The 21460-nt window shown below is 49.4% G+C and carries 17 protein-coding genes and 3 pseudogenes; 15 read left to right on the top strand and 5 right to left on the bottom strand.

Annotated features, from left to right (window positions below; all coding sequences use genetic code 11):
* The first annotated feature begins 147 nt into the window (after positions 1-147).
* From HMPREF9371_RS02345 to HMPREF9371_RS13040, 3 genes and pseudogenes are all read left to right on the top strand, one after another.
* Positions 148-1446, top strand: a complete 1299-nt coding sequence (locus HMPREF9371_RS02345) for a M23 family metallopeptidase (RefSeq protein ID WP_009118253.1) — start codon at positions 148-150, stop codon at positions 1444-1446.
* A gap of 170 nt (positions 1447-1616) precedes the next feature.
* On the top strand, positions 1617-2477 hold the full coding sequence (gene htpX, locus HMPREF9371_RS02340) for a protease HtpX (RefSeq protein WP_009118252.1): 861 nt from the start codon (positions 1617-1619) through the stop codon (positions 2475-2477).
* 151 nt (positions 2478-2628) lie between these two features.
* A pseudogene (locus tag HMPREF9371_RS13040) lies at positions 2629-2738 on the top strand (lipoprotein signal peptidase); the annotation flags it as partial.
* Positions 2739-2754: 16 nt separating this feature from the next.
* Here the strand turns inward: HMPREF9371_RS13040 and HMPREF9371_RS02335 are convergent.
* On the bottom strand, positions 2755-3495 hold the full coding sequence (locus HMPREF9371_RS02335) for a HesA/MoeB/ThiF family protein (RefSeq protein ID WP_009118251.1): 741 nt from the start codon (positions 3493-3495) through the stop codon (positions 2755-2757).
* A 204-nt stretch (positions 3496-3699) separates the two neighbouring features.
* Between HMPREF9371_RS02335 and HMPREF9371_RS02330 the strand changes: the two genes are divergently transcribed.
* Positions 3700-5454, top strand: a complete 1755-nt coding sequence (locus HMPREF9371_RS02330) for an acyl-CoA dehydrogenase (RefSeq protein WP_009118250.1) — start codon at positions 3700-3702, stop codon at positions 5452-5454.
* A gap of 70 nt (positions 5455-5524) precedes the next feature.
* Positions 5525-5694 (top strand): annotated as a pseudogene (locus HMPREF9371_RS13035) (ATP-dependent exonuclease).
* A gap of 640 nt (positions 5695-6334) precedes the next feature.
* On the opposite strand, the gene pdxJ reads toward HMPREF9371_RS13035, so the two are convergent.
* From pdxJ to HMPREF9371_RS02315, 3 genes are all read right to left on the bottom strand, one after another.
* Positions 6335-7066 carry a pyridoxine 5'-phosphate synthase gene (pdxJ, locus tag HMPREF9371_RS02325; protein WP_009118249.1) on the bottom strand — a complete coding sequence of 244 codons (732 nt, stop codon included), beginning with the start codon at positions 7064-7066 and terminating at the stop codon, positions 6335-6337.
* Positions 7067-7102: 36 nt separating this feature from the next.
* On the bottom strand, positions 7103-7822 hold the full coding sequence (gene recO, locus HMPREF9371_RS02320) for a DNA repair protein RecO (RefSeq protein WP_009118248.1): 720 nt from the start codon (positions 7820-7822) through the stop codon (positions 7103-7105).
* A gap of 116 nt (positions 7823-7938) precedes the next feature.
* Complete coding sequence (locus HMPREF9371_RS02315) at positions 7939-9177, bottom strand: multifunctional CCA addition/repair protein (RefSeq protein WP_040660015.1); 1239 nt, start codon at positions 9175-9177, stop codon at positions 7939-7941.
* Positions 9178-9323: 146 nt separating this feature from the next.
* Here HMPREF9371_RS02315 and rnc point away from each other — a divergent pair, with 146 nt between their 5' ends.
* From rnc to HMPREF9371_RS02290, 9 genes and pseudogenes are all read left to right on the top strand, one after another.
* Positions 9324-10046, top strand: coding sequence for a ribonuclease III (rnc, locus tag HMPREF9371_RS02310; protein ID WP_415752582.1), 723 nt, complete (start codon positions 9324-9326; stop codon positions 10044-10046).
* 108 nt (positions 10047-10154) lie between these two features.
* Positions 10155-11009, top strand: a pseudogene (locus tag HMPREF9371_RS02305) (YifB family Mg chelatase-like AAA ATPase); the annotation flags it as partial.
* Positions 11010-11060: 51 nt separating this feature from the next.
* Complete coding sequence (locus tag HMPREF9371_RS02300) at positions 11061-12758, top strand: hypothetical protein (protein ID WP_009118243.1); 1698 nt, start codon at positions 11061-11063, stop codon at positions 12756-12758.
* Positions 12759-12870: 112 nt separating this feature from the next.
* Complete coding sequence (locus HMPREF9371_RS11360) at positions 12871-13752, top strand: N-6 DNA methylase (protein ID WP_009118242.1); 882 nt, start codon at positions 12871-12873, stop codon at positions 13750-13752.
* A 343-nt stretch (positions 13753-14095) separates the two neighbouring features.
* The gene (locus HMPREF9371_RS12430) at positions 14096-14962 is read left to right on the top strand and encodes a phosphoribosyltransferase-like protein (RefSeq protein WP_462937424.1); all 867 of its coding nucleotides are present in this window, start codon (positions 14096-14098) and stop codon (positions 14960-14962) included.
* Position 14963: 1 nt separating this feature from the next.
* Positions 14964-16277, top strand: a complete 1314-nt coding sequence (locus HMPREF9371_RS12425; RefSeq protein ID WP_009118238.1) for an ORC-CDC6 family AAA ATPase — start codon at positions 14964-14966, stop codon at positions 16275-16277.
* Complete coding sequence (locus HMPREF9371_RS12420) at positions 16265-16951, top strand: ORC-CDC6 family AAA ATPase (RefSeq protein WP_462937423.1); 687 nt, start codon at positions 16265-16267, stop codon at positions 16949-16951. The genes HMPREF9371_RS12425 and HMPREF9371_RS12420 overlap by 13 nt, the downstream gene beginning before the upstream one ends.
* Positions 16948-17871 (top strand): hypothetical protein, encoded by a 924-nt coding sequence (locus tag HMPREF9371_RS12415; protein WP_009118236.1) that lies wholly within the window; start codon positions 16948-16950, stop codon positions 17869-17871. Before HMPREF9371_RS12420 ends, HMPREF9371_RS12415 begins: the two co-directional genes overlap by 4 nt.
* 363 nt (positions 17872-18234) lie before the next feature.
* The gene (locus HMPREF9371_RS02290; RefSeq protein WP_009118235.1) at positions 18235-19437 is read left to right on the top strand and encodes a hypothetical protein; all 1203 of its coding nucleotides are present in this window, start codon (positions 18235-18237) and stop codon (positions 19435-19437) included.
* A 58-nt stretch (positions 19438-19495) separates the two neighbouring features.
* Here HMPREF9371_RS02290 and HMPREF9371_RS02285 read toward each other — a convergent pair whose 3' ends face one another.
* On the bottom strand, positions 19496-19837 hold the full coding sequence (locus HMPREF9371_RS02285; RefSeq protein ID WP_009118234.1) for a helix-turn-helix domain-containing protein: 342 nt from the start codon (positions 19835-19837) through the stop codon (positions 19496-19498).
* Between the two features lie 55 nt (positions 19838-19892).
* Here HMPREF9371_RS02285 and HMPREF9371_RS02280 point away from each other — a divergent pair, with 55 nt between their 5' ends.
* Entirely contained in the window at positions 19893-21458 is a 1566-nt protein-coding gene (locus HMPREF9371_RS02280) for a recombinase family protein (RefSeq protein WP_009118233.1), read from the top strand.
* Positions 21459-21460: the final 2 nt, after the last annotated feature.

The following is a 21460-nucleotide window of genomic DNA, read 5'->3' as shown; positions in this document are numbered from 1 at the left end:
GCTCTGGTTTTTGGCTTAAAATGGCACCATTATTGCTACTGGTGCCGGATTCCCGCTGTAAGCAACAACAAGATAGGTCCGGCCAGCAGTTTGCCCGTCCGTTTTGATGATGTTTGAGCGGGACGAGTCCCGGCCACAGGAATACGCATGACCGATTCACCATCTATCTGGCGCCGCCGTAGAGTCCGTTTGGCTCTGTTGGCAGCCGTTCTGCCTTTTAGCGGCATCGTTGCCGCTTATGCCCTCACCGAACCGCCCGCTGCGGTACCGGCTCATGAAAGCAAGCGGGTATTGGAAACCCTGCCTTCCGTTTATGTCCGCGGCACCCCGCCCGCCGCCAGCTACTGGCGCGACGAGGTGGTGCAAGCGGGCGACAACCTCAGCCTGGTATTGGGCCGCTTCGGCATTGACGAGCGCCATATCCAAAACATTCTGCGCGAGAGCCCCATCGACACCAAACTGCTGCAGTTGCGCCCCGATCAGGTGATCAGCATGCAGATTGACACGCGCGGCAATCCCACCCACGTTCAGTTTTTTAATGATGACGACAACGGCGAGCGCAATTTGATTGCGCTGGAGCTGGCCGACGGCCATTGGCGCGCCCAAGTGGGCGAGGTGCAAACCGAAACCATGCCCAGCCTGAAAGCGGTGGTCATCAAATCTTCGCTCACCGGCTCGTTGGCGCAGGCCGGCATTCCGGTGGAAGTGCGTGAATCGCTGAAAGAGATTTTCAGCGACAGTTTGGATCTGAGCAAATTGGAGCGCGGCGATACCGTGCGCGTGCTGTATGACAGCATGTATTTCCGCGGCCAGGAGCTGGCCACCGGCGATATTTTGAGCGCGGAAATCACCCATAAAGGCGAGTTGTACCGCGCCTATTATTTCGGTGAAGACGGTGGCGGCCAGTATTACGATGCCAAGGGCCAGCCTTTGAAAAAAGGTTTTGAAACCCAGCCGGTGGCGGGCAGCCGCATCAGTTCGCCTTACGGCTTGCGCATCCATCCCGTTTTGGGTGGCTTGCGTATGCACACCGGTATCGACTATGCCGCCCCCACCGGTACGCCGATTCGTGCGCCTTCCGCAGGCGTGGTGGAGTTCCGCGGGTGGAAAGGCGGTTACGGCAACACCGTGGTTTTGCGCCACAACAGCAGCATGGAAACCCTGTATGCCCACATGAGCGCGTTTTCCACCACTGCTGCGCCGGGAATGCGCGTAGCGGCGGGAGAAATCATCGGCTACGTGGGCAGTACCGGCCGTTCCACCGGTCCGCACCTGCATTACGAGGTGCGCCTCAACGGCCAGCCGGTGAACCCGGTGGCGGTTGCCTTGCCGGCGAAAAAGCTGAATGCGCAAGAGCTGGCCAAATTCCGCCAAACCCAGGCGCATTTGGAAGCCACTTTGTCGCCGCTGCGCCATGTCGGGCAGACCATCGCCCAAGTGGATTGAGACCTGGTTGGGCAAGCGGTGACGCCGCCCAACTATAGATGTGACAACAACATGTCCGTCGGGCTACCTGAAACCGTTTCAGGTAGCCCGAAGGAAACACCGACCACACACAACCCGGCCGCAACAAGCCATCCGCGCCAAGTTCACCGGCCACTACCGAAGTCGATACCGTGAAACGCATTTTTCTTTTTATGGCCACCAATCTGGCCGTTCTGTTCGTTCTCAGCCTGATCTTGGGCTTATTGGGCATTAATCCGCAAGAAATGTACGGCATGCTGTTGATGTCGGCCGTGATCGGTTTTTCCGGTTCGCTGATTTCCCTGTTTACCTCAAAAAGCAGTGCCAAGCGTGCGGTAGGCGCTTATGTGATTACCCAGCCGCGCAGCGAAACCGAGACTTGGCTGCTGGCGGTGGTGGAGGCGCAGGCCAAACAATGGAATCTGCAAATGCCCGAAGTGGCCGTGTATGCTTCGCCCGAGCCGAACGCCTTTGCCACCGGCGCCAGCCGCAACAAATCTTTGGTGGCGGTGAGCACCGGCCTGCTGGAGCGCATGAGCCGCGACGAAGTGGAAGCCGTGTTGGCGCATGAAATGGCGCACGTCGGCAACGGCGACATGGTCACGCTCACCCTGATTCAAGGCGTGGTGAATACTTTTGTGATTTTCCTGTCCCGCTTGGTTGCCAATGTGGTGGCTGCCGGCCGCACTCGGGATGGACGCGGGCACCAGCAGGGCAATTATGGCGTTTATATTTTGGTGAATTCGGTGTTGCAATTGGTGTTCGGTTTTCTGGCCAGCCTGATTGTGATGTGGTTCAGCCGTCAGCGCGAATACCGTGCCGATGCGGGCGCCGCCAAGCTGGTGGGCGCGCCGAAAATGATTGCCGCGCTGCAACGCCTGAAAGGCAGCGAAAGCCGTTTGCCGCAAGAGATGACCGCGATGGGCATCGCCGGCGACAAATTCAAATCGCTGCTCAGCACCCATCCTTCGCTGGATGATCGGATTGCCCGTTTGCAGCAAGGCGGGATGTAAACGGAACCCCGGAGCAGGGCAAATCGTCTCGGCTTACAACCATTGGATTGTGTGATGGAGCGGCTGAATAAGCATCAGGCTACCTGAAAAAGTTTCAGGTAGCCTGATGCTTTTGGACAGTTTTTAGCCTGAGAGCTTTGCAACCCCCCATCTGCGGCGCATTTCTGAGTTGTGCACGCCCATCTAGATGATATGTTTGCACTTACTGCGCTGCTACGCCTTGAACTGCATCCACATCTGGGGGTTTTGCAAAGGTCTCAGTCTGTTTGCATTGCTTTCACCGCCCGCCGCACACCCGGCACTCGGGATTTTGCTGCAAGCGGAAATGCTGCCATGCTCCGCTCAAAGCTTGGTAGCAACGCAGCACGCCGCTTTCGACCGGCAGGCCCATCAGTATTTTTAAGGCTTCTGCCGCCTGCGTGGTGCCGATAATGCCGACCAAGGGCGAGAACACGCCGAAGGTAGCGCAGGCGCCGTCGTCCGCCTGCTCGCCGTCAAACAGGCAGGCATAGCAGGGCTGGCCGTCCCGGTCGGGCCGATACACCGCCACCTGCCCTTCAAAACGCACCGCCGCGCCGGACACCAGCGGCGTGCGGGTGGCCCAAGCGGCGGCATTCAAGGCGTGGCGGGCGGCGAAATTGTCGCTGCAGTCCAAGGCCACATCGCATTGCGGCAGCAGACGGCGCAGGCCGTCTTCGTCCAGGCGGCCGTAGGCTTCCACCCGGCAGTCGGCATTCAGCCGTTTCAGGTAGCCTGCCATGGTGGCGGCTTTGGCTTGGCCGATGTCGGCTTCGGTGTAGGTAATCTGGCGCTGCAGATTGGTGTCGTCCACCGTATCGTGGTCAGCAATCAGCAGACGGCCCACGCCGGCGGCGGCCAAATACGGCAGCGCGGCCGCACCCAAGCCGCCGCAACCGAGCACCAGCACCGTGGCGTCCAAAAGTTTCTGCTGGCCTTCAATGCCGATTGGGTCCAACAAAATGTGGCGGCTGTAACGCAGCAGCTGGCGGTCGTCCATATCATTCCACACGCAAAAACAAAGGGCGGATTATAAGCCGATTCCCACTTTGCCGCCGCCCCCGCAAACCGTAGTTTCAGGTAGCCTTGTCGCACCGGGAAACTGGAGTAGATCATCGGCTTTTTGCCTTTGCAAGCACCGCGCCCTTTGCTATGCTGCCCAGTCTCAAACCCACAAACAATCACACACCGCAAAGGAGAAAGCATGAACTACCGCGCCCCCGTTAACGAGCTGCTGTTTGCCCTGCGCACCCACGGCCAGCTGGTCGATGTGCTGACCCATGGCAACAGCGGCCTCGATGAAGACACCGCCGCCGCCGTGCTGGAAGAAGCCGCCAAATTTGCCGAAGAGGTGCTGGCGCCCACCAACCGCACCGGCGATTTGAACGGCGCTGTTTTGAAAGACGGCCAAGTAACCGTGCATCCCGATCTGGCCGCCGCCTTCCAAGCCTACCGCGAAGCCGGTTGGGCCGGCGTGCGCGCCCCGGCCGAATACGGCGGACAAGGACTGCCCGCCGCCGTGGCCGCCGCCTGCGAAGAAATGTGGTGTTCGGCCAATCTGGCCTTCTCCCTGCTGCCCATGCTCACCTTAGGCGCAGTCGAAGCCATCGCCACCCACGCCTCCGAAGAGCAAAAACAGCGCTTCCTGCCGCCGATGTGCGAGTGCCGCTGGAGCGGCACCATGAATCTGACCGAGCCCCAAGCCGGCACCGATCTGGCCCAAGTGGCCGCCAAAGCCGTGCCCAACGGCAACGGTGCCTACCGCATCAGCGGCCAAAAAATCTTCATCACCTGGGGCGACCACGAGCTGACTGAAAACATCGTCCATCTGGTGCTCGCCCGCCTGCCCGACGCCCCCGCCGGCGTGAAAGGCATTTCCCTCTTTATCGTGCCCAAATATTTGGTGAACGGAGACGGCAGCCTCGGCGCGCGCAACAACGCCCACGCCGTGATGCTCGAACACAAACTCGGCATCCACGCCAGCCCCACCTGCGTGATGCAGTTTGAAGACGCCGAAGGCTACCTCGTGGGCGAAGCCGGCCAAGGCTTGGCCTATATGTTCACCATGATGAACCACGCCCGCCTTGGCGTGGGCATCGAAGGCCACGCCGTGGCCGAACGCGCCTATCAGCATGCCCTGGCCTACGCCAAAGAGCGCGTGCAAAGCCGCAGCATCGCCGGCGGCAGCGGCGCGGTGACCATCATCCACCACCCCGACGTACGCCGTATGCTGCTGGTGCAGAAAGCCACCCTTGCCGCCCAACGCGCCCTCTATCTGCAGGCCGCCGCCGCCATTGACTTCGCCCACCACCACCCCGATGAAACCGCCCGCCAAGCCGCCCAAGCGCGTTTAGGCTACCTGATTCCCATCGTCAAAGCCTGGAGCACCGACAACGGCACCACGCTCACCAATCAGGCCATGCAGGTATTCGGCGGCATGGGCTACATCGAAGAAACCGGCGCTGCCCAGCTGGTGCGCGACGTACGCATCACCGCCATCTACGAAGGCACCAACGGCATCCAGGCGCTTGACCTGATGGGCCGCAAAACCGCCGCCGACCAAGGCCGCACCGCCTACGCCCTGCTGGACGAAGCCCAAGGCACGGCCGAGCGGCTGGCCGCTGCCGACGCCGGCCTGGCCGACACCCTGCGCCAAGCCCTCGCCGCCGCCCGCAGCAGCGTGAGCACCATCCTCGCCCAATACACCGCCAACCCCGAGCTGGCCGCCGCCAACGCCCACGCCTATCTGCACCAAATGGGCTGCACCCTCGGCGCCGCCGCCTTGGCCAAAGAATACCTGGCCGCCGGCGACAGCGGCTTCGGCGAAGCCTTTGCCGATGCCCGCCGCCACACTGCGCAGGCCTACTTCGCCTATGTGCTGCCGCAGATCCACACCTACGCCTCCCAAATCGCCAGCGGCGGCGAAGCCCTGCTGGCCGTGCCGACAGAGCTGCTGTAAATCAAACAGAGAGGTGCCTTCCTTATTGTGATGAAACACGGTTAAAGTTTTGTCAAAAAGCCTGAGACCTTTGCAAAACCTCCATCTGTGGCGCATTTCTGCGTTGTGCGTTTATGCCCTATGGGTACTGCTCGCTCGCTTGCCTATCTATCTGATATGTCTGTCCCACGGGGATTCCTGGCGTTCACGCTCGCTGCGCTGCTACGCCTTGAACTGCATCCACATCTGGGGGTTTTGTAAAGGTCTCAGCCTATTTCAGCCACCAGCCGAAGTCCGCGCTTAGGGCTTTCGGCTGTTTCTACATCTACTCTCTATTGATATTTTTGCTTGGATATTAGATGGTTGCTTACTGCAAGTCGCTATTCCATGTCCCTGCAAAGCCATAAAGGTGACCAGAAGCATCGCTCTGAGTGGAAAGATTAGAATTAGAGCGGCAAAAGAACGAGTTGAATTCGGGGGCGTCGTTAGCAAGCAGGAGGCAGTATCTGCAGATCAAGAATAAATTCTTATTTTTGCCTGATAAATGTTCGTAAGGTGTCGAATTTTGCCGCGCTCTTTATATTTGCAGCAGGTATATTTGCTGCCCAAGCCAAACTCCCAAAAGCCGAATTACCAGTCTGAGACCTTGCAACACTCCTATCTGTATTGCATTTCTGCGCGGTGCATGGATGCCTTAGGGGGCTACTCGCTCGTTTGCTTATCTTTCTGATCGATCCATTCCACCTGAATCTCTGGCATTCACGTTCGCTGTGTTGCTGCGCAGGGAGGTTTGCAAAGGCCTCAGTCTGTGTCAATTAGGGGATATCAAAAGCTTTTAGGCTACCTGAAAGCCGAAACTTTGCTTTCAGGTAGCCTGATTCCGGATAAAGACAGCGCCGGGTTAATCCGGCTGGCTGCGGGCGCGGTACATCGCTTCTTTCATTTGGCGGATGGCTTCGGGCAGGCCGAGAAACACCGCCTGTGCAATCAGGGCATGGCCGATGTTGAGTTCGCGGATCGGCAGGATGCGTGCAATCGGAGCCACATTGTGGATGTTCAGGCCGTGGCCCGCGTTCACCACCAAGCCCAGCTCGGAAGCGAAATAAGCAGCGTCTTCCAAACGGCGGCATTCGTTCAATTGGGCGCTGTGGCCGGCCGCATCGGCATAGGCGCCGGTGTGCAGCTCGATGACCGGCGCGCCGACATCGCGGGCGGCCTGAATCTGCGCTTCGTCGGCATCGATAAACAGGGAAACGCGGATGCCGGCCGCCTGCAGGCGCGCGGTGTAGTCGGCCACTTTCTGCTGCTGGCCGAGCACGTCCAAGCCGCCTTCAGTAGTCACTTCTTCGCGCCGCTCCGGCACCAGGCAGACATCGTGCGGCTGCACGGCCAGCGCATGTTCGAGCATTTCGGGCGTCAGGGCCATTTCCAGATTCATGCGCGTACGCAAAGCATTTTTAATGGCGGCCACATCGGCGTCTTTGATGTGGCGGCGGTCTTCGCGCAGATGCAGGGTAATCAGGTCCGCACCGTGGGTTTCCGCCAACAGGGCGGCTTCCAGCGGGCTGGGGTACACCGTGCCGCGCGCATTGCGCAAAGTGGCGACGTGGTCGATGTTGACACCGAGTAACATGGGCTTCCTTTCTATGGGGTGTGCGGCGGAACCGGGCTACCTGAACTGCTGCAACTGTTGCAACACTTGCCGGCTTTTGATGCCTTCCGGCAGGCGGAAATCGAGCAGCAGGCGGTTGAGGCGCAGGATTTCCTGCAAATGCGCGGGATCGCTTAAACGGCGCTCGGCCAAAGCCTGCAAAGCGGCACCGCTGACCGCCATGCCTTCCATCCCGTCCGTCTGCTGCGGCCACACGGGGTGTTCGGGCTGTACATAATAGCGCTGCTCCGCCACAAACGGACGGCCGTGGCCGTCCTGCTGCAAATCGGGCGCCAAGCCGTTGTGCTGCAAGAGCGCCCACTCGAAATGCCGCAAAGCCGCGGCATGGTTGTCTTCGGTGGCGATGCGGCGCATCACTTCGGCCAGTTCGGCATAAATGGCCGGATGCGGGTCTTCGCGGGCGGTCAGCTTGGCCACCAATTCGTTGGCATACAGGCCGCTGAACAGGGCGCGGTTTTGCGGTTGCGGCCAACCGCCCAGCCATTCGGCACGGTGCAGGGTTTTCAATTCTTCCTTGCCGTACCACGACACGCAAACCGGCACAAACGGCACCAACACCCCGCGCAATTCGCTCTGCCGTTTGCGTGCGCTGCGCGCCACCAATGCCACCCGCCCGTAATCGCGGCTGAACAGCTCCACCAACAGGCTGGTTTCCCGCCACGGCGTAGCGGACAGCAGAAAAGCGGGTTGGTGGTCGATGCGGTTGGCTGAGCTCATGGGGCGCGATTATAGCGGAAAGACGGGGGTTGGGCGGCCGGGCTTGAATCGGCACGGATGTGTTTCAAAGAGCAGGAGTCGGGCTTCAGGCTACCTGAAAGCCTGCTAAACGGTTTTCAGGTAGCCTTGGCCGCCGCACGGTAGGCTTCCTGAAGCGGACGTAAACGCCGCAGGCGGTCTTTGGCCACGGCTTCGGCAATCTGTTGCGGCCGGTCGGCGTATTCGGCGGCAATTGCCGCGGTGTCGCTGCCGCGGGCGGCGTCCAACAAGGCCAGCCAATGCGCCCGCTGCGGATAAGGCGTGTGTTCCAAACCCAGCCGCCCCTGCACGTCTGCCTGGCACACATCCAGCGCGGCACGGAAACGTTCGGGCCGGCGCAGAGCGTCGGTTTGGCGCAGGGTGTCGAGCACGGTGACGGGGCGCAACTCGGCCACGCTGTGCAGCACAATGTGCCAGCGGCACACCAATTCCGCCAGCTCGGCGCAGGCTTTCGGTACCCGCCAACGGCGGTTGACCGCCTGCACCGCAGGCACGCCGGCGGCGTCGTGGCCGTGATGGCGCGGCAGCTTGTTTTTCGGCGTGAGCGCCTTGCCCAAATCGTGCAGCAGCGCGGCGTAGCGTTCGGGCAGCCCCAAGCCCAAATCGGCGGCGCGCTGCAGCACCATCAGGGTGTGTACGCCGCTGTCGATTTCAGGGTGGTATTCCGCCCGCTGCGGCACGCCGAACAAGGCCGCCACTTCGGGCAGCAACACCGCCAGCGCGCCGCACTCGCGCAACACTTCCAGCATCCGCACCGGCCGCGGCTCCATCAAACCCTTGGCAAACTCCTGCCACACCCGCTCGGCCACCAAGGCATCCGCCTCGCCCGCCGCCACCATCTGCCGCATCAGCGCCATGGTTGCCGGGGCCACCTGAAAGCCGTAGCGGGCGGCAAAACGGGCGGTGCGCAAAATGCGTACCGGGTCTTCGGCAAAAGCCGGGCTGACATGGCGCAAAATGCCGTCGGCCAAATCCTGCCGCCCGCCGTAGGGGTCGATCAGCACGCCGTCGGCATCGCGCGCCATGGCGTTGATGGTGAGGTCGCGCCGCAGCAAATCCTGCTCCAGCGTCACCTCGCGTGCGGCATGGCAGACAAAGCCGGTGTAACCTTTGGCGGTTTTGCGCTCGGTGCGCGCCAGCGCGTATTCCTCGTGGCTTTGCGGATGGAGAAACACCGGAAAATCCTTGCCCACCGGCAGATAGCCGGCCGCCACCATCTCATCGGCATCCGCCCCCACCACCACCCAGTCGCGGTCTTTCACTTCCCGCCCGAGCAGGGCATCGCGCACCGCGCCGCCCACCAAATAAATCTGCATCATCACTCCGTTTTATCCATACGGTTTGCCGCCCCAGCTTTTCAGGTAGCCTCAGGGCCGTTACACCGCTTGCAGCCGGCATTATCCTGCATCCGCCCGCTTTCCGCTATAATCGCGCCCCAGCCAGATTTCCCGCACCGCAACCCATCATGACAGACCCCCGCCGCCAACGCGCCCTTGAACACCTTCAAGCCGGTCTCGGCCACACTTTCGCCCGGCCCGAGCTGCTCAAACAGGCACTCACCCACCGCAGCTATGCCGCCCGCAACAACGAGCGTTTCGAGTTTGTCGGCGACGGCATCCTCAATTACACCGTCGCGCGCATGCTGTTCGACGCCTTTCCCAAATGCAGCGAAGGCGAGCTTTCCCGCCTGCGCGCCAACTTGGTCAACCAAGACGTGTTGGCCGACATCGCCCGCCGTCTGGCCGTGGGCGACGCCTTGTTTCTGGGGCCGGGCGAACTGAAAAGCGGCGGCTTCGACCGCCCTTCCATTTTGGCCGACGCCATGGAGGCCATGTTTGCCGCCATCAGCTTCGATGCCGGTTTCAACACCGCCGAGGCCGTGGTGCGCCGCCTGTTTGCCGAGCGCGTACAGGGCGCCAGCCTGAACAATCAGGCCAAAGATCCGAAAACCCGCTTGCAGGAAGCCTTGCAGGCACAGCGCTTCCCGCTGCCCAAATACCGCATCGACAAGCAAACCGGCGAAGGCAGCGACGCCCGTTTCGACGTTTCCTGCGATTTGGGCGAACTGGGCCACATCACCTATGCCCAAGCCCACAGCCGCCGCGCCGCCGAGCAAGACTGCGCCGCCCAAGCCTTGGCCTGGCTGGAAAGCCGCTTGGCCGCAGGTAAACAGAAAAAGCGTTAAGCTCCCCGTTCAGGCTACCTGAAAGCCCCGCCCCTTATCTTTGCAGCCGCCGCAAACGCGGTTAGAATCCTTCCGTCTCCCCCACAGTGATTGCAGCAGGCGGTTTGCATGACGTTCTCTCTGGTACACAGCCGCGCCTTATCCGGCATGGACGCGCCCCCGGTCGAAGTGGAAACCCACTTGGCCAACGGCCTGCCTGCGTTCAACATCGTCGGCCTGCCCGATACCGAAGTGAAAGAAAGCCGCGACCGCGTGCGCGCCGCCATCGTGCAGAGCGGTTTCGACTTTCCCGCTAAGAAAATCACAGTCAACCTCGCCCCGGCCGACCTGCCCAAAGAGTCGGGCCGTTTCGACCTGCCCATCGCCCTCGGCATTTTGGCCGCCTCCGGCCAAGTGGATGCCGCCAAACTGACCGATTACGAATTTGCCGGCGAACTGGCGCTGTCCGGCCTGCTGCGCCCGATACGCGGCGCGCTTGCCATGGCTTGGCAGGCCGGCCGCGCGCAACGCGGCTTTATTCTCCCTACGGCCAATGCCACCCAAGCCGCCGCCATCGCGGAGGCCGAAGTGTACGGCGCCGACAGCCTCGGTGCCGTGGCCGCCCACTTAAACGGCGTCACCGCCCTGCCGCGCACCCCGCATCAGACTGCGGACAAGACGGAACACGCAGACGCCGCTTTGCCGGATTTGAAAGACGTGAAAGGGCAGCACACCGCCCGCCTGGTGCTGGAACTGGCCGCCGCTGGCGGACACAGCCTGCTGATGATGGGCCCGCCCGGCACCGGCAAATCCATGCTCGCCCAGCGCCTGCCCTCGATTCTGCCGCCGCTCACCGACGAAGAGCGTATGGAAGTGTGGGCATTGCGCTCATTATTACCCCAATATATGAACAACTTAAGCAGTCACCGCCCGTTTAGGGCTCCGCACCACTCTGCCAGTTCTGTGGCGCTGATCGGCGGAGGACACTGTGATATTCAGAATAATCTGACACAAATCAGAAATAGGTGACACAAAATGATGCTCACCTATCCCAATACAATCAAAAATCCCGTCACATATACCTTCTCGCCGGCAAGACTTTTGCCGAACCGGCCTTATCTGCTTTGGTGGTACGCTGCTTTAGTGAAAGGCTCGGAACCGGGGCAACAGAATCTGCAAGTGCTTTTTAGGGAAATTTTGAGTCGGACTGATGCCGGCTTGGAATTGGGTAAAGCTGAAAAGGAACTTCTCCCGCTCCCGCTTTTAGGACAGTACCGTATCGGCTCTGTCTGGGTAAATGGGAAGTCTGTTGAGGAAGTTAATTATCCTGTCGTTGAATTTAAGGTATCGTTTGCAGCGGGATGCTGGCGTTATAAAACCTTCAATGCCCAGTCTAGGCTGGATAAGCAAGACGATCCTTTTCCTCTTGATCTTTACCCTTTATTGTATGGGGTAAATGATTTCAGCCAGTTGCTTGAATTCGATTTGGATAATGGCGGCAAGCTGGTATTGAACGGTATGGACTTCTTCCGGGCGGCTTACGGCCACTCACCCGAACTTAAGCGCATTTTGACAAGTTACCCTTATCAAATCAAATCTCCGGGTAACGGAGACAGTGTTCTGAGTCTGTTGTTGCCGACCTTTCCTTCGCATCTAACGCCTTCAGGAAATGTAGACATTCTGCAGTCTTCCCACAAGCTTGTGAAACAAGATGCGGTATTTTTGGCTCACTTGAAGCGAGATGCGTACACGCAGCAAGTGGTTCATAAATTTGCAAATAATTGCTTCAAATCTTTTTTCAATCAAAGCAAAGAAAATTCTATTCCATTTGCTTTCCTAACTCCTGAGCCGTGGCACGCCCACCCTGATGTGACTATTCGGGTGCGTGGTATTCCGTTCGATGACCGAAGTTTCCTCGGGCTGAACATTCTCGGCATTTCGGATCCGCCCGGCCCGGACATCATGTGGTGGAAAAAAAGTATGGCTTCTGGAAGCGGCTCAGGCAGCGTGCCGGCCATTATCCGTAGGACGGTTAATCTGCCTGAAGTGCCTGTTAGCACCACGTTTACAGCAAGTTGGGACGCTGCCGATCTTGCCCTGCCTCTACATAATCAGTTGATCGGAGACAAGCGTAACATCATGACGGCGGAAGATCAGAATGCCGGCGGCAGAAAGATTGTTCCCGTAGGCAATACACCCGGATCCGGCTCCACCTTACCGGCGAAAGGAACCGGCACCGGCGTAGGTGGTATAGTCGGTCAGGTAGTGGAAAGCAAGCCGCCGCGATATGAGCAGATGTGGCTGGAAGCCCAAGAATTGAAGCGGCAAGGCAAGATCACACAAGTGGAATGGCTGAATGACAAGGTATTTGAAACCAAGCCAAACATCGGTATTATCAAGATTTCCGGAAACAAAGGAAGCACACCGCCCGTAGTGGGCGCTTTTGTGATGCGCCTGACCTTACCGGATGGTAAGCAACTGGTTTGTGTTGAACTCATAGGGCGAAATGGCAAAGAGGACTTTACCGGCTTAATGGCCGAAGTGGATGAATCAGCCAGCACCTTACACCGCTGGATCAATTGGATACTGCGGGAGGCAGTCAAACACGCAGGAGTGTTCAATAAGTTCATAAAGAAAAGCTTGTATACCAATTACAAGGTATACAAGCATGGAGAGGAAGGGCGTAATACGGTGGAGAGGGTTGTATTGAAAGTAAAAAATCATGAAAGATGACTATTTTTATTAAAAGAGTTATCATATAATATTTAAAATTAAATTTTTGTTTGAGCATATCTCCAACCTAAAAAATAATTATTACTCAACCAACATAAAATTATTTAATTAAATGAGTTTAAATCAATTTTATACAGAAGCGTTATTTAGCCAAAGTCTAATTAATAGCTTAGACTCTTTCTCTCCAAAAACCATCTTAGATTTAGGGTTTGGTCATGGCAGCCTATTATATGCAGCAAGAGAAAAGTGGCCTAAAGCTCGCCTAATTGGCATAGATATTGATAAAGAAAATATTGACAAGGCAAATAAAGAGAAAGTCATTGAAGCAATTCATTTCGATGGCTTCTCTTTTAATTTATTTGGCCTATTAAAAGAAAAATATGAAGAAATTGATCTGCTTATTTCAAATCCCCCTTACTTTCAAACAGACTTGACTGAAGAAAACAAAAATATTTTAAAAGAAGCTGGATTATTAAAATGTCTTTCTAAACACAGGAGAAAAATTCCTGCCGAATTAATTTTTTTTGCTCAAAATCTAAGATTATTAAATAATAATAGTGAAATGGGCATAATCTTACCATCAGGATTAATAACAGGGGAAAAATGGAAGGATTTTAGAAGACATATTTTTCAAGAATATTCTATTAAAAATATTATCCAATTACCTGCAAAAAGTTTCAAAAAGACAGATGCTCAAACATTTATAGTCATCCTTTCAAAATGTGCTTCTGTTGGTAAAAATAACAACAAAATTAGGGTATCAGATATTCTTACAAATAAAAGTATAGACCTTAATATTAATGAGGCAGTTGAAAGAGCTGATTACCAGTTTCATCAATATAAAAGAAATATATCTTCTCAGAAATATATTACAATAAATCCCGATGATTTTCTTATATTTAGGGGAAATGTGAGTCATAATTACCTTAAAAAAAATAAAATAAATTATTTTCATACTACCCATTTTAATAATAAAAAAAGAAGCTTAATTTAAAGTTTGATAGTTGTGCCTTTCTAAATAATGCTCAATCTGGAGATATTCTGTTAGCACGAGTTGGCAGTCGCTGTATTGGAAAATTTGCTCTAGTTGAAAGTGGCTCAGTCCCTGTGAGCGATTGTATAATAGTAGTGAGAACTAAAACAGATAGTATTCGAAATTTTATTTGGTCAAAATTTCTTTCCAAAGAAGGGGAGGAATTTTTTAAAAATGCATGTTTAGGTGTAGGTGCGAAATATATTACACATCAATCATTATTTAACTTTTTAACTACCTAAAATTTAAATAAAATGGAACTACCTAATAACTGGGTTTTATTTAAAAAAATGTTTTAAATAAAATTGAATTCTGTTGTTTTACGAATATTTGGCCTACACGGTATGAAATATTTAGCGCATGGCTCAGTAACTTCAAAGAAGACGAAAAGTCGGAGTACATGGCATTACAGATACTTGATAGTTTGATCTTTAGATCAAAAGATATGGCATTAGCTGGGTATTCTAAACTTTTACATGGGCAGATAAGAAGCTTAATTTTATCTGAAATGAGTGGAAAAAGAATTTTTCAAAAGAATAGTTCACTGAGTGAATGGAAATACCAACTCAAAAATGGTGGATTTAACAGTATACTTCGCTTTTCCCCTATCACTACAAATAATTCACAAGGTGAATCCGGTTCAACAGTATATCGTTCTTTATCACCAATTATTGCTACTAACGAATATTCTTTAAAGAATGAAGATGTTGAGATAATTATACTTATAGATGATATTCTAGGAAGTGGGAAACAATTTTTAAATGAGTTTGCCCCAAATTTCTTCTTAAAAGAAAAGTTAAATGATAAATTAGTTATTTATTCTCCTATTGTTGCATATAGTAAAGGTATTGAAGCTGTAAATAAGCAATATCCAAATTTACATATTTTACCTATTGAAATAGTTTCAGAGAAAAGTAATTTATTTTTTGGAGATCCTCAGGCCAAATTTAGAAATGATCAAATCAATACTCTTCAAGTTGCTAAAAATTTCTTTCAATCCATGCAACAAAATTATGGCTCAGAAAAAAGTGATTATTGGTTTGGATATGAAAATGCTTGTTTGCCAATAGTTTTTGAATGGGGTTGCCCTAATCAAGCTCCTCATATTCTATGGATGAAGAATTCACCTAGCCACTCAAATTGGAAGCAGTTATTTTTTAGGAGAGCTTGAAATGCATCTAAATGACATTATAAGCAAATTATCTGCTGCTCGAATGGAATATCAAGCAACGGATGGTAGTGTATTAAATAAATTTGTAGTACCTTTTTTTATTGAAAAACTAGACTTAAGGAAAATATCACACTCTATTGCATTAGTAGGATCTAGAGGGTCAGGAAAAAGTACATATATACAGTATTTTTCACACTCCACTCGGTTTGATAAAAATCAACATAATGTCAATCAAGATGAATTTGATTGTATTTTACTTTATTGGAAACCTGATATAGCTTATTGCCAAGGTTTAAATTCTAACTGGTTAGGAGAAAATTCATTAAGATTCTTTTTAATACATGCAGCATTATCTTTAATTGATGAACTTATTAAATTTCTAAAAAATGCAATTTATCACTTCCCAGAAATTCAAAAATTACTTAAATCAAATGGAAATTTTTGGAGGGCACTCTCCCGCATAACATCTACGGATATATCTTGTTTTGATAAGATAGAGGAATGGATAAGCTTTCAAAAATATGATGTTTCTACTAGATTAAACCCCATAATGCTGGATGGGTTAATCAGTATAGAACCAAAATCTATGATTATTTTTTTAATTGAGTCTTTAAAAAAAGACTGTGGAGATTTTTTTTCAAATACAACATTTAAGATATTCATAGATGAGTTCGAACTACTAAATAATGAGCAACAAAAATTAATTAATAATTATAGAAAAGAATCTAATAAATCTTTAATATGGAATGTGGCATATAAACTAAATGCTCAGCCCACAAAAGAAACTACTTCAAATCAATGGTTACAAGCTCCAGATGACTTTACAGAGGAAAGCTTAGATGATTTTTTTTCTAAAGACTATCAAATATTCGCGGCAGAAGTTTTTTTATTAACATTACAGACTACAGGACTTAAATGCAACTTAAATGAATTTAGTCCAATTTTTTTAGGAGAAAAAAATAATATAATTAAACGTCAAAGTAAAGAATATAAGAGTCAACTTTTATCTTATGTCAATAGGATATTACCAACTCCTAGTATTGAAGAATTATCATCTGAGGCCATAAAGAAACTTGACAATAAAGTTAAAAATATCTTATCAGAAATAGGATTTATAGGAGAAGAAATTAGCTTAATACTGGAAACTCCTTCTTTAGCTATTACGATTATGGGAACTTATAAGCAAAAAAATTTTTGCATCCAGTCAATTAAAAAGTACCTTGATCATCTTAAAATTGAATCTGGAAAAAAACAAATAATGAAAATATTAGTAATAAGATTCATACATATGCATATAACACATTGCTATCTTTAAATTTACAGAATACTTCTCTAGAAGTGCCTGTATATGCAGGATTTGATAGATTTATTACAATGACAACTCCTAATATAAGGCACTTTAAAGAGTTATGTTTGAGTGCCTTAAAGTATTCAGATGATATTGAATCTAATGCAATATATGAATATATTGAAGATATAACTCCTATTTCTAAATTAGGAATGCATCGCGGAGCTATATCAACTAGCACAGATTTAGTAAAAGAAGTTATAAACTATCCCCCATATGGCAAAAAGTTATCATATCTAGTAAATAGAATTGGTGAGTTATTTAGAATATCACAGAAAGCTAGTTATCAATCAGAACCAGAACGAGTGATATTTACTTTTCCTTATGACTATGCAGGATCTGATATAGAACTTGAGGATTTTATACACTCAGCTATGAGTTGGAGAGTAATAATTGTAGATGATTCAAAAAGAATTAAAAATGACTTACAAATTACTAGTAAGGAATATCAATTAAATCCTATTTACTCTCCTCGATTTGGGATCTCATACAGAAAAAAAAGGGGTATTGCGTTTACACTTGAGGAATTTAAATCTATTATAGAAAGTTCCTCTGAAGTCTTTGAAGTTATTAAAAAATCCTACCAGAAAAAATGGAGAACTGATAATAATGATGAATATATTCAGGAGATTTTATTATGAAGCTTCAGATAGAAGATTGGAATATACAACATACCAAAGATATTTCTTCACATTTAACAAAAAATATTTATGATGTTGTATATATATGCTCAGATCTCTACGATCACAGAGATAGTTGGAGTAGATCTTACTTTAATAAAATAGCTAAAAAAATAATTGAAGTAAAATATAATCCTAACGATATTCAAATTGAAATCGATTCTGAAAATTTTAAAATCGTTGATCTTTGTAAATACGAAATTCCAAGTGGAAAAATTTTAATAGATTCAACATCCTTATCCCTAGTAGAGTTAATACACTTATTTCAAATATGTAAAATAAAAAATAAGCAATTTGACATAATTTATGTCCAACCTTCAGAATATAAAGAAATAGATCAATCAGTATCCAGTTATAAAATTGATAAATTATATGACTTATCAGATGATGGATTAGGTATGCAGCAAGTACCGCCTTTTGTAGGCCCTATTTCAAATGCTTATATATTGGTAAATTTAGGTTTTGAAGGTCACAGAATAGGATCTCTAATAAACTCAGATGTATTTCAAATAGATGAAGAAAGCAAATTTTACTGTTTTATGGGTATTCCTGCATTTAAATTTGGCTGGGAAAATGAAGTTATATCAACAAACTATGCACAATTATCAAAAATAAAAGAAAGGATTACATTTTATTATTCGGGAGCAAATGACCCTATCAAACTATATGATTTAATAGAATCAATATATAGCTCTGCTGAATATGAGAGAAGGAATTTATGCTTAGTTCCTCTGGGAACTAAGCCTTCAACAATAGCTTTTGCTTTGTTTGCGATAAATCATCCAAGAATACTATTAATGTATGATTTCGTAAAGAAAAAAACAAGTAGATCTAAGGGTGCCGAATTAGTACATATATGGAGAGTTCAAATCTCCAATTGATGAATAACTCTTATCTGATAGAAATACGATAGAAATACCTATATAGAAGTTGTCCTAACTGTTTTATCATATTTCAAATGTAATAAATAAAAAACTTGGGGTTTAAGAAGCAAAATTCCTTTTAAAGGATCTTTCTGCAACATTCCCAACAGCACTTTGTAGAAATCATCATGCTAGTGATTGAATTGGAACTCAGTTTCTTTTTTTAGGTGTCAACAAAATAGAAGCTCACTATATTTGGTAATTTTTCTTTCTAAGCTCCTTATTGTTATTCTAAACTTCCTTTTCTTCTAAAACTTTCTCTAAAAAAGGAATATTGATCCAGCTTTATAAAATCAGTTATTTTACTTATACCCAATCAAAATGAAAAATTTATTACTTATTTCTAGTATTATTTCTATATTCAGTTCATTTGCTTTTTCTCAGAATCTTTCTTCATTTCAACCTTCTGTTTGCGATCAAAATAGCCAGCACAATCTAAACAGCCAACTTCAATCTTTAGAGTGTCGAAAAAACAATCTGATAACAGACAAAAGTCGGTTTTCAGACTACGAACAGCAGCTGAATAAAGTCATCCAAGCATTTGACAGAGAAAAGCCCCATCTTTCCTCTTCGGAAAGACAGCAAATTCATGCTCGGCTGACCGAAGAAAAAGAATTCACAGATATTTTCAGCAAGTTACTTGCTCAAAAGCCTACTACCGATGGCATGATCTTCATCGGGCAGGCGCATTATTCGCCTTATGCAGACTCTGATAATTGGCAGCAAATTATCCGTTCACAGAAGACGATTTATGTTTATCTGAAGTATTTCCATCATGGCGGGCTTGTCGGTCTTGAGGGATTCGAAGGCGGCTCGGATGCCCATGAAAATTACTGTCTGGACAAAATTGCCAATTTTTTAGCCGATCAAGGGAAGATAGCCTTTGATAAGCAAAACAATATTGACATTCCCAATCCCCAAGACGTTCAAAATCTGCAAACCATTTTTCTATCCGGCATCCACAGTATCGAACTTGACGGCAAAGTGTACGATAAAAATCATCCTCGTTGGGATGAGATTGTAGTCTTCAGCTACTTTCTCAACCGCTTCACCAATAAGGAAGAAGTCATGTGGTTGATCGGTGCATCGGGGAAGTTGGCCAACGAGGGTGCCGTTCGCTTTGTCGGTGTAGACACCAAGCGTAGCGGGATTTTATCCCGATCTATGAATTTGCAGGGGAAAATCGACGATTTTATCCAGCACAGTTTTCCTAGCACCAGCCCGAAAGAGCAGGTTACTTTGGACAGGCTGCGAGGCATTATCTTTGAATCTTCGGATACCGAAGCAAAACAGCGCTTTGTATCTGAATTTTTCAAAGACCATCCGAATCCTGAACTTGAAGCGGAAATCAAAGATGTTCTGGACGAAATTTATACCCGGAGAGAGAACAAGCTGCTTGAAATGATGCAGGAACGCGGAATCCGTGTCGTCGTATTCGGTGCCGAGCATCAAGCCAATCTACGCCGGCTTGCACGAGAAAAGTTCCCGGAGATGAATTTCACTACACTGGATCTCTCTGAGTGATCTTCATCAAGTGAAGCAAAACAGGCATATCCTTCAGGGTATGCCTGTTTTTCTGGTATCAATCTTGCAGGTATGTTTCTGAGGAAGCAAGAAACTTTTTGAACTCACATACGAACATGGCAGCCTTCAAATTTTCGCTTAAACAGATTTGCGTGAGTACGATTTGACGGACAAAGCTTGAATGCTGCATCAGTCTGATCATAGCCAAGCTGTCCGGCATAAATCTTTTCTCCAACCAGTTTTTGACTGTCCTTTCTGATACGCCTGTCCAATGTGCAAGGTTTTTGACATTGACATGGTTTTTCTGAAGTTCTTTGTATAAAGCGCTTGAGAGCAACTCTTTCCACATATCTTCATTGATATTCTTCAAGGGAAGTTTTTTTCCATTTGGGTGCAACATTTTTCCTCACTGCTCCTTTATATTTTGTTAATCAACAAATTACCTACCATTTGTTATGGATTTACGGGAACAGTTATCAAAACAGCAAAAAGCGGTTCTGTATATCCGTATGTCTACGGATCATCAGAAATATTCGCCGGATAATCAGAAGGCTTTTTTGCTGGAATATGCCAATAAGAATGGGCTGGCCGTCGTTGGTGAATTTATTGACGAAGGCATCAGCGGAGTCGTGACGCAAAAACGTCATCAGTTCTTGAACTTGATTGATTTGGTCATCAGCGGCAAAGCCGATTTCGGTCATATTTTGGTTTATGACGCGAGCCGCTGGGGACGTTTTATCGACCCGCAAGAATCCAGTTACTACCAATATCTCTGTCAGCAACAAAACATCACGCTGCACAAATGTGCGGAACCGATTCCCGTGGCAACAGAAGAGTTGGATCCGGTAGTCACAGGCATCATAGATGTGTTCCAGCAAACTTCTGCCGGCCTCTTTAGCAAAGGGCTGTCAAAGAAGGTTTTTCTCGGGCAGGAAAACTTGATCCGGCTTGGTTTCCGACAAGGCGGTTCTGCGGGGTACGGATTGCGCCGCTTGTTGGTAGACGAGAACAGGCAGCCAAAATTTGAGCTTAAGGCGGGGGAGCATAAGAGCATCCAAACCGACAGGGTAATTCTGGTTCCCGGCCCCGAACACGAGCAGGCCGTTGTCCGGAAAATTTACGAGGACTTCATTTACCGAAAAATGAGTGAACAGGCGATAGCCGACGATTTAAACAGTCAGCATATCTTGACCGACCGAGGCACCTCTTGGACTCGCGGAGTCGTACATCAAATCCTCATTAACGAGAAATATATCGGTAATAATGTTTGGAACAAAAGCAGCTGCTCGCCCTTCAAGTCGCATAAAGGCAGGAATGCCTCCGAACAATGGGTACGGGCCGATTCAGTCTTTCAACCCATTGTTTCCACCGCGCTCTTCAATGCCGCTCAAAGCATTATCCGCCAGAGAAGCCGGCATTGGAGCAATGAAGAAATGTTGGATAAATTGAAAGAGCTACTCAAAATTAACGGCAAGCTGTCCGGTTTGATCATTGACGAAGCCGCAGATTGCCCTTCCAGCAGTATGTTCCGCAGCCGCTTCGGCAGTCTGATCAAGAGCTATCAGGAAGTGGGTTACACGCCCAGCCGGGACTATCACTATCTGGAAGTCAATCGTGCCTTGAGACGGACTCATGCAGATCTGGTGGAGCAGACGATTGCAGAAATTGAACGGCTGGGAGGATCGGTGTCCCGTATTCCGAAAAACGATTTACTCCATATCAATCAGGAATTTTTTGTTTCTCTGGTGCTGGCACGCTGCCGGATAACCGATGCCGGTACCAAACGCTGGTTTATACGTTTTGACAGCAGCCTTGCCCCCGATTTGACCATAGCTGTACGTCTGGACGAAACAGCGGAGAAAATCGTCGATTACTATCTTCTGCCTTGCGAAAGAACCCATTGCGCCAAAGTGAGATTGACGGAACAAAACCCAATTGACTGGGATTGTTATCGCTATAAAGACTTAAGTCGCTTTTTTGCTATGAGTAAACGGGTATTGATTAAGGAGGCAATTTTGTGAAG

It is taken from the genome of Neisseria shayeganii 871, assembly GCF_000226875.1.
Taxonomy (GTDB): domain Bacteria; phylum Pseudomonadota; class Gammaproteobacteria; order Burkholderiales; family Neisseriaceae; genus Eikenella; species Eikenella shayeganii.
Note: the sequence above shows the minus strand (reverse complement) of the source record. Positions and strands in the feature narration are given on the sequence as shown.

Bases quoted from the DNA above. Each gene is read 5' to 3' on its own strand.
- HMPREF9371_RS02300 (WP_009118243.1), top strand. From the start codon at position 11,061: ATGATGCTCACCTATCCCAATACAATCAAAAATCCCGTCACATATACC.
- pdxJ (WP_009118249.1), bottom strand. From the start codon at position 7,066: ATGTTACTCGGTGTCAACATCGACCACGTCGCCACTTTGCGCAATGCG.
- HMPREF9371_RS02330 (WP_009118250.1), top strand. From the start codon at position 3,700: ATGAACTACCGCGCCCCCGTTAACGAGCTGCTGTTTGCCCTGCGCACC.
- HMPREF9371_RS02280 (WP_009118233.1), top strand. From the start codon at position 19,893: ATGGATTTACGGGAACAGTTATCAAAACAGCAAAAAGCGGTTCTGTAT.
- HMPREF9371_RS02345 (WP_009118253.1), top strand. From the start codon at position 148: ATGACCGATTCACCATCTATCTGGCGCCGCCGTAGAGTCCGTTTGGCT.
- HMPREF9371_RS12415 (WP_009118236.1), top strand. From the start codon at position 16,948: ATGAAGCTTCAGATAGAAGATTGGAATATACAACATACCAAAGATATT.
- HMPREF9371_RS12425 (WP_009118238.1), top strand. From the start codon at position 14,964: ATGCATCTAAATGACATTATAAGCAAATTATCTGCTGCTCGAATGGAA.
- HMPREF9371_RS02315 (WP_040660015.1), bottom strand. From the start codon at position 9,177: ATGCAGATTTATTTGGTGGGCGGCGCGGTGCGCGATGCCCTGCTCGGG.
- HMPREF9371_RS02290 (WP_009118235.1), top strand. From the start codon at position 18,235: ATGAAAAATTTATTACTTATTTCTAGTATTATTTCTATATTCAGTTCA.
- recO (WP_009118248.1), bottom strand. From the start codon at position 7,822: ATGAGCTCAGCCAACCGCATCGACCACCAACCCGCTTTTCTGCTGTCC.
- HMPREF9371_RS02285 (WP_009118234.1), bottom strand. From the start codon at position 19,837: ATGTTGCACCCAAATGGAAAAAAACTTCCCTTGAAGAATATCAATGAA.
- HMPREF9371_RS02335 (WP_009118251.1), bottom strand. From the start codon at position 3,495: ATGGACGACCGCCAGCTGCTGCGTTACAGCCGCCACATTTTGTTGGAC.
- HMPREF9371_RS11360 (WP_009118242.1), top strand. From the start codon at position 12,871: ATGAGTTTAAATCAATTTTATACAGAAGCGTTATTTAGCCAAAGTCTA.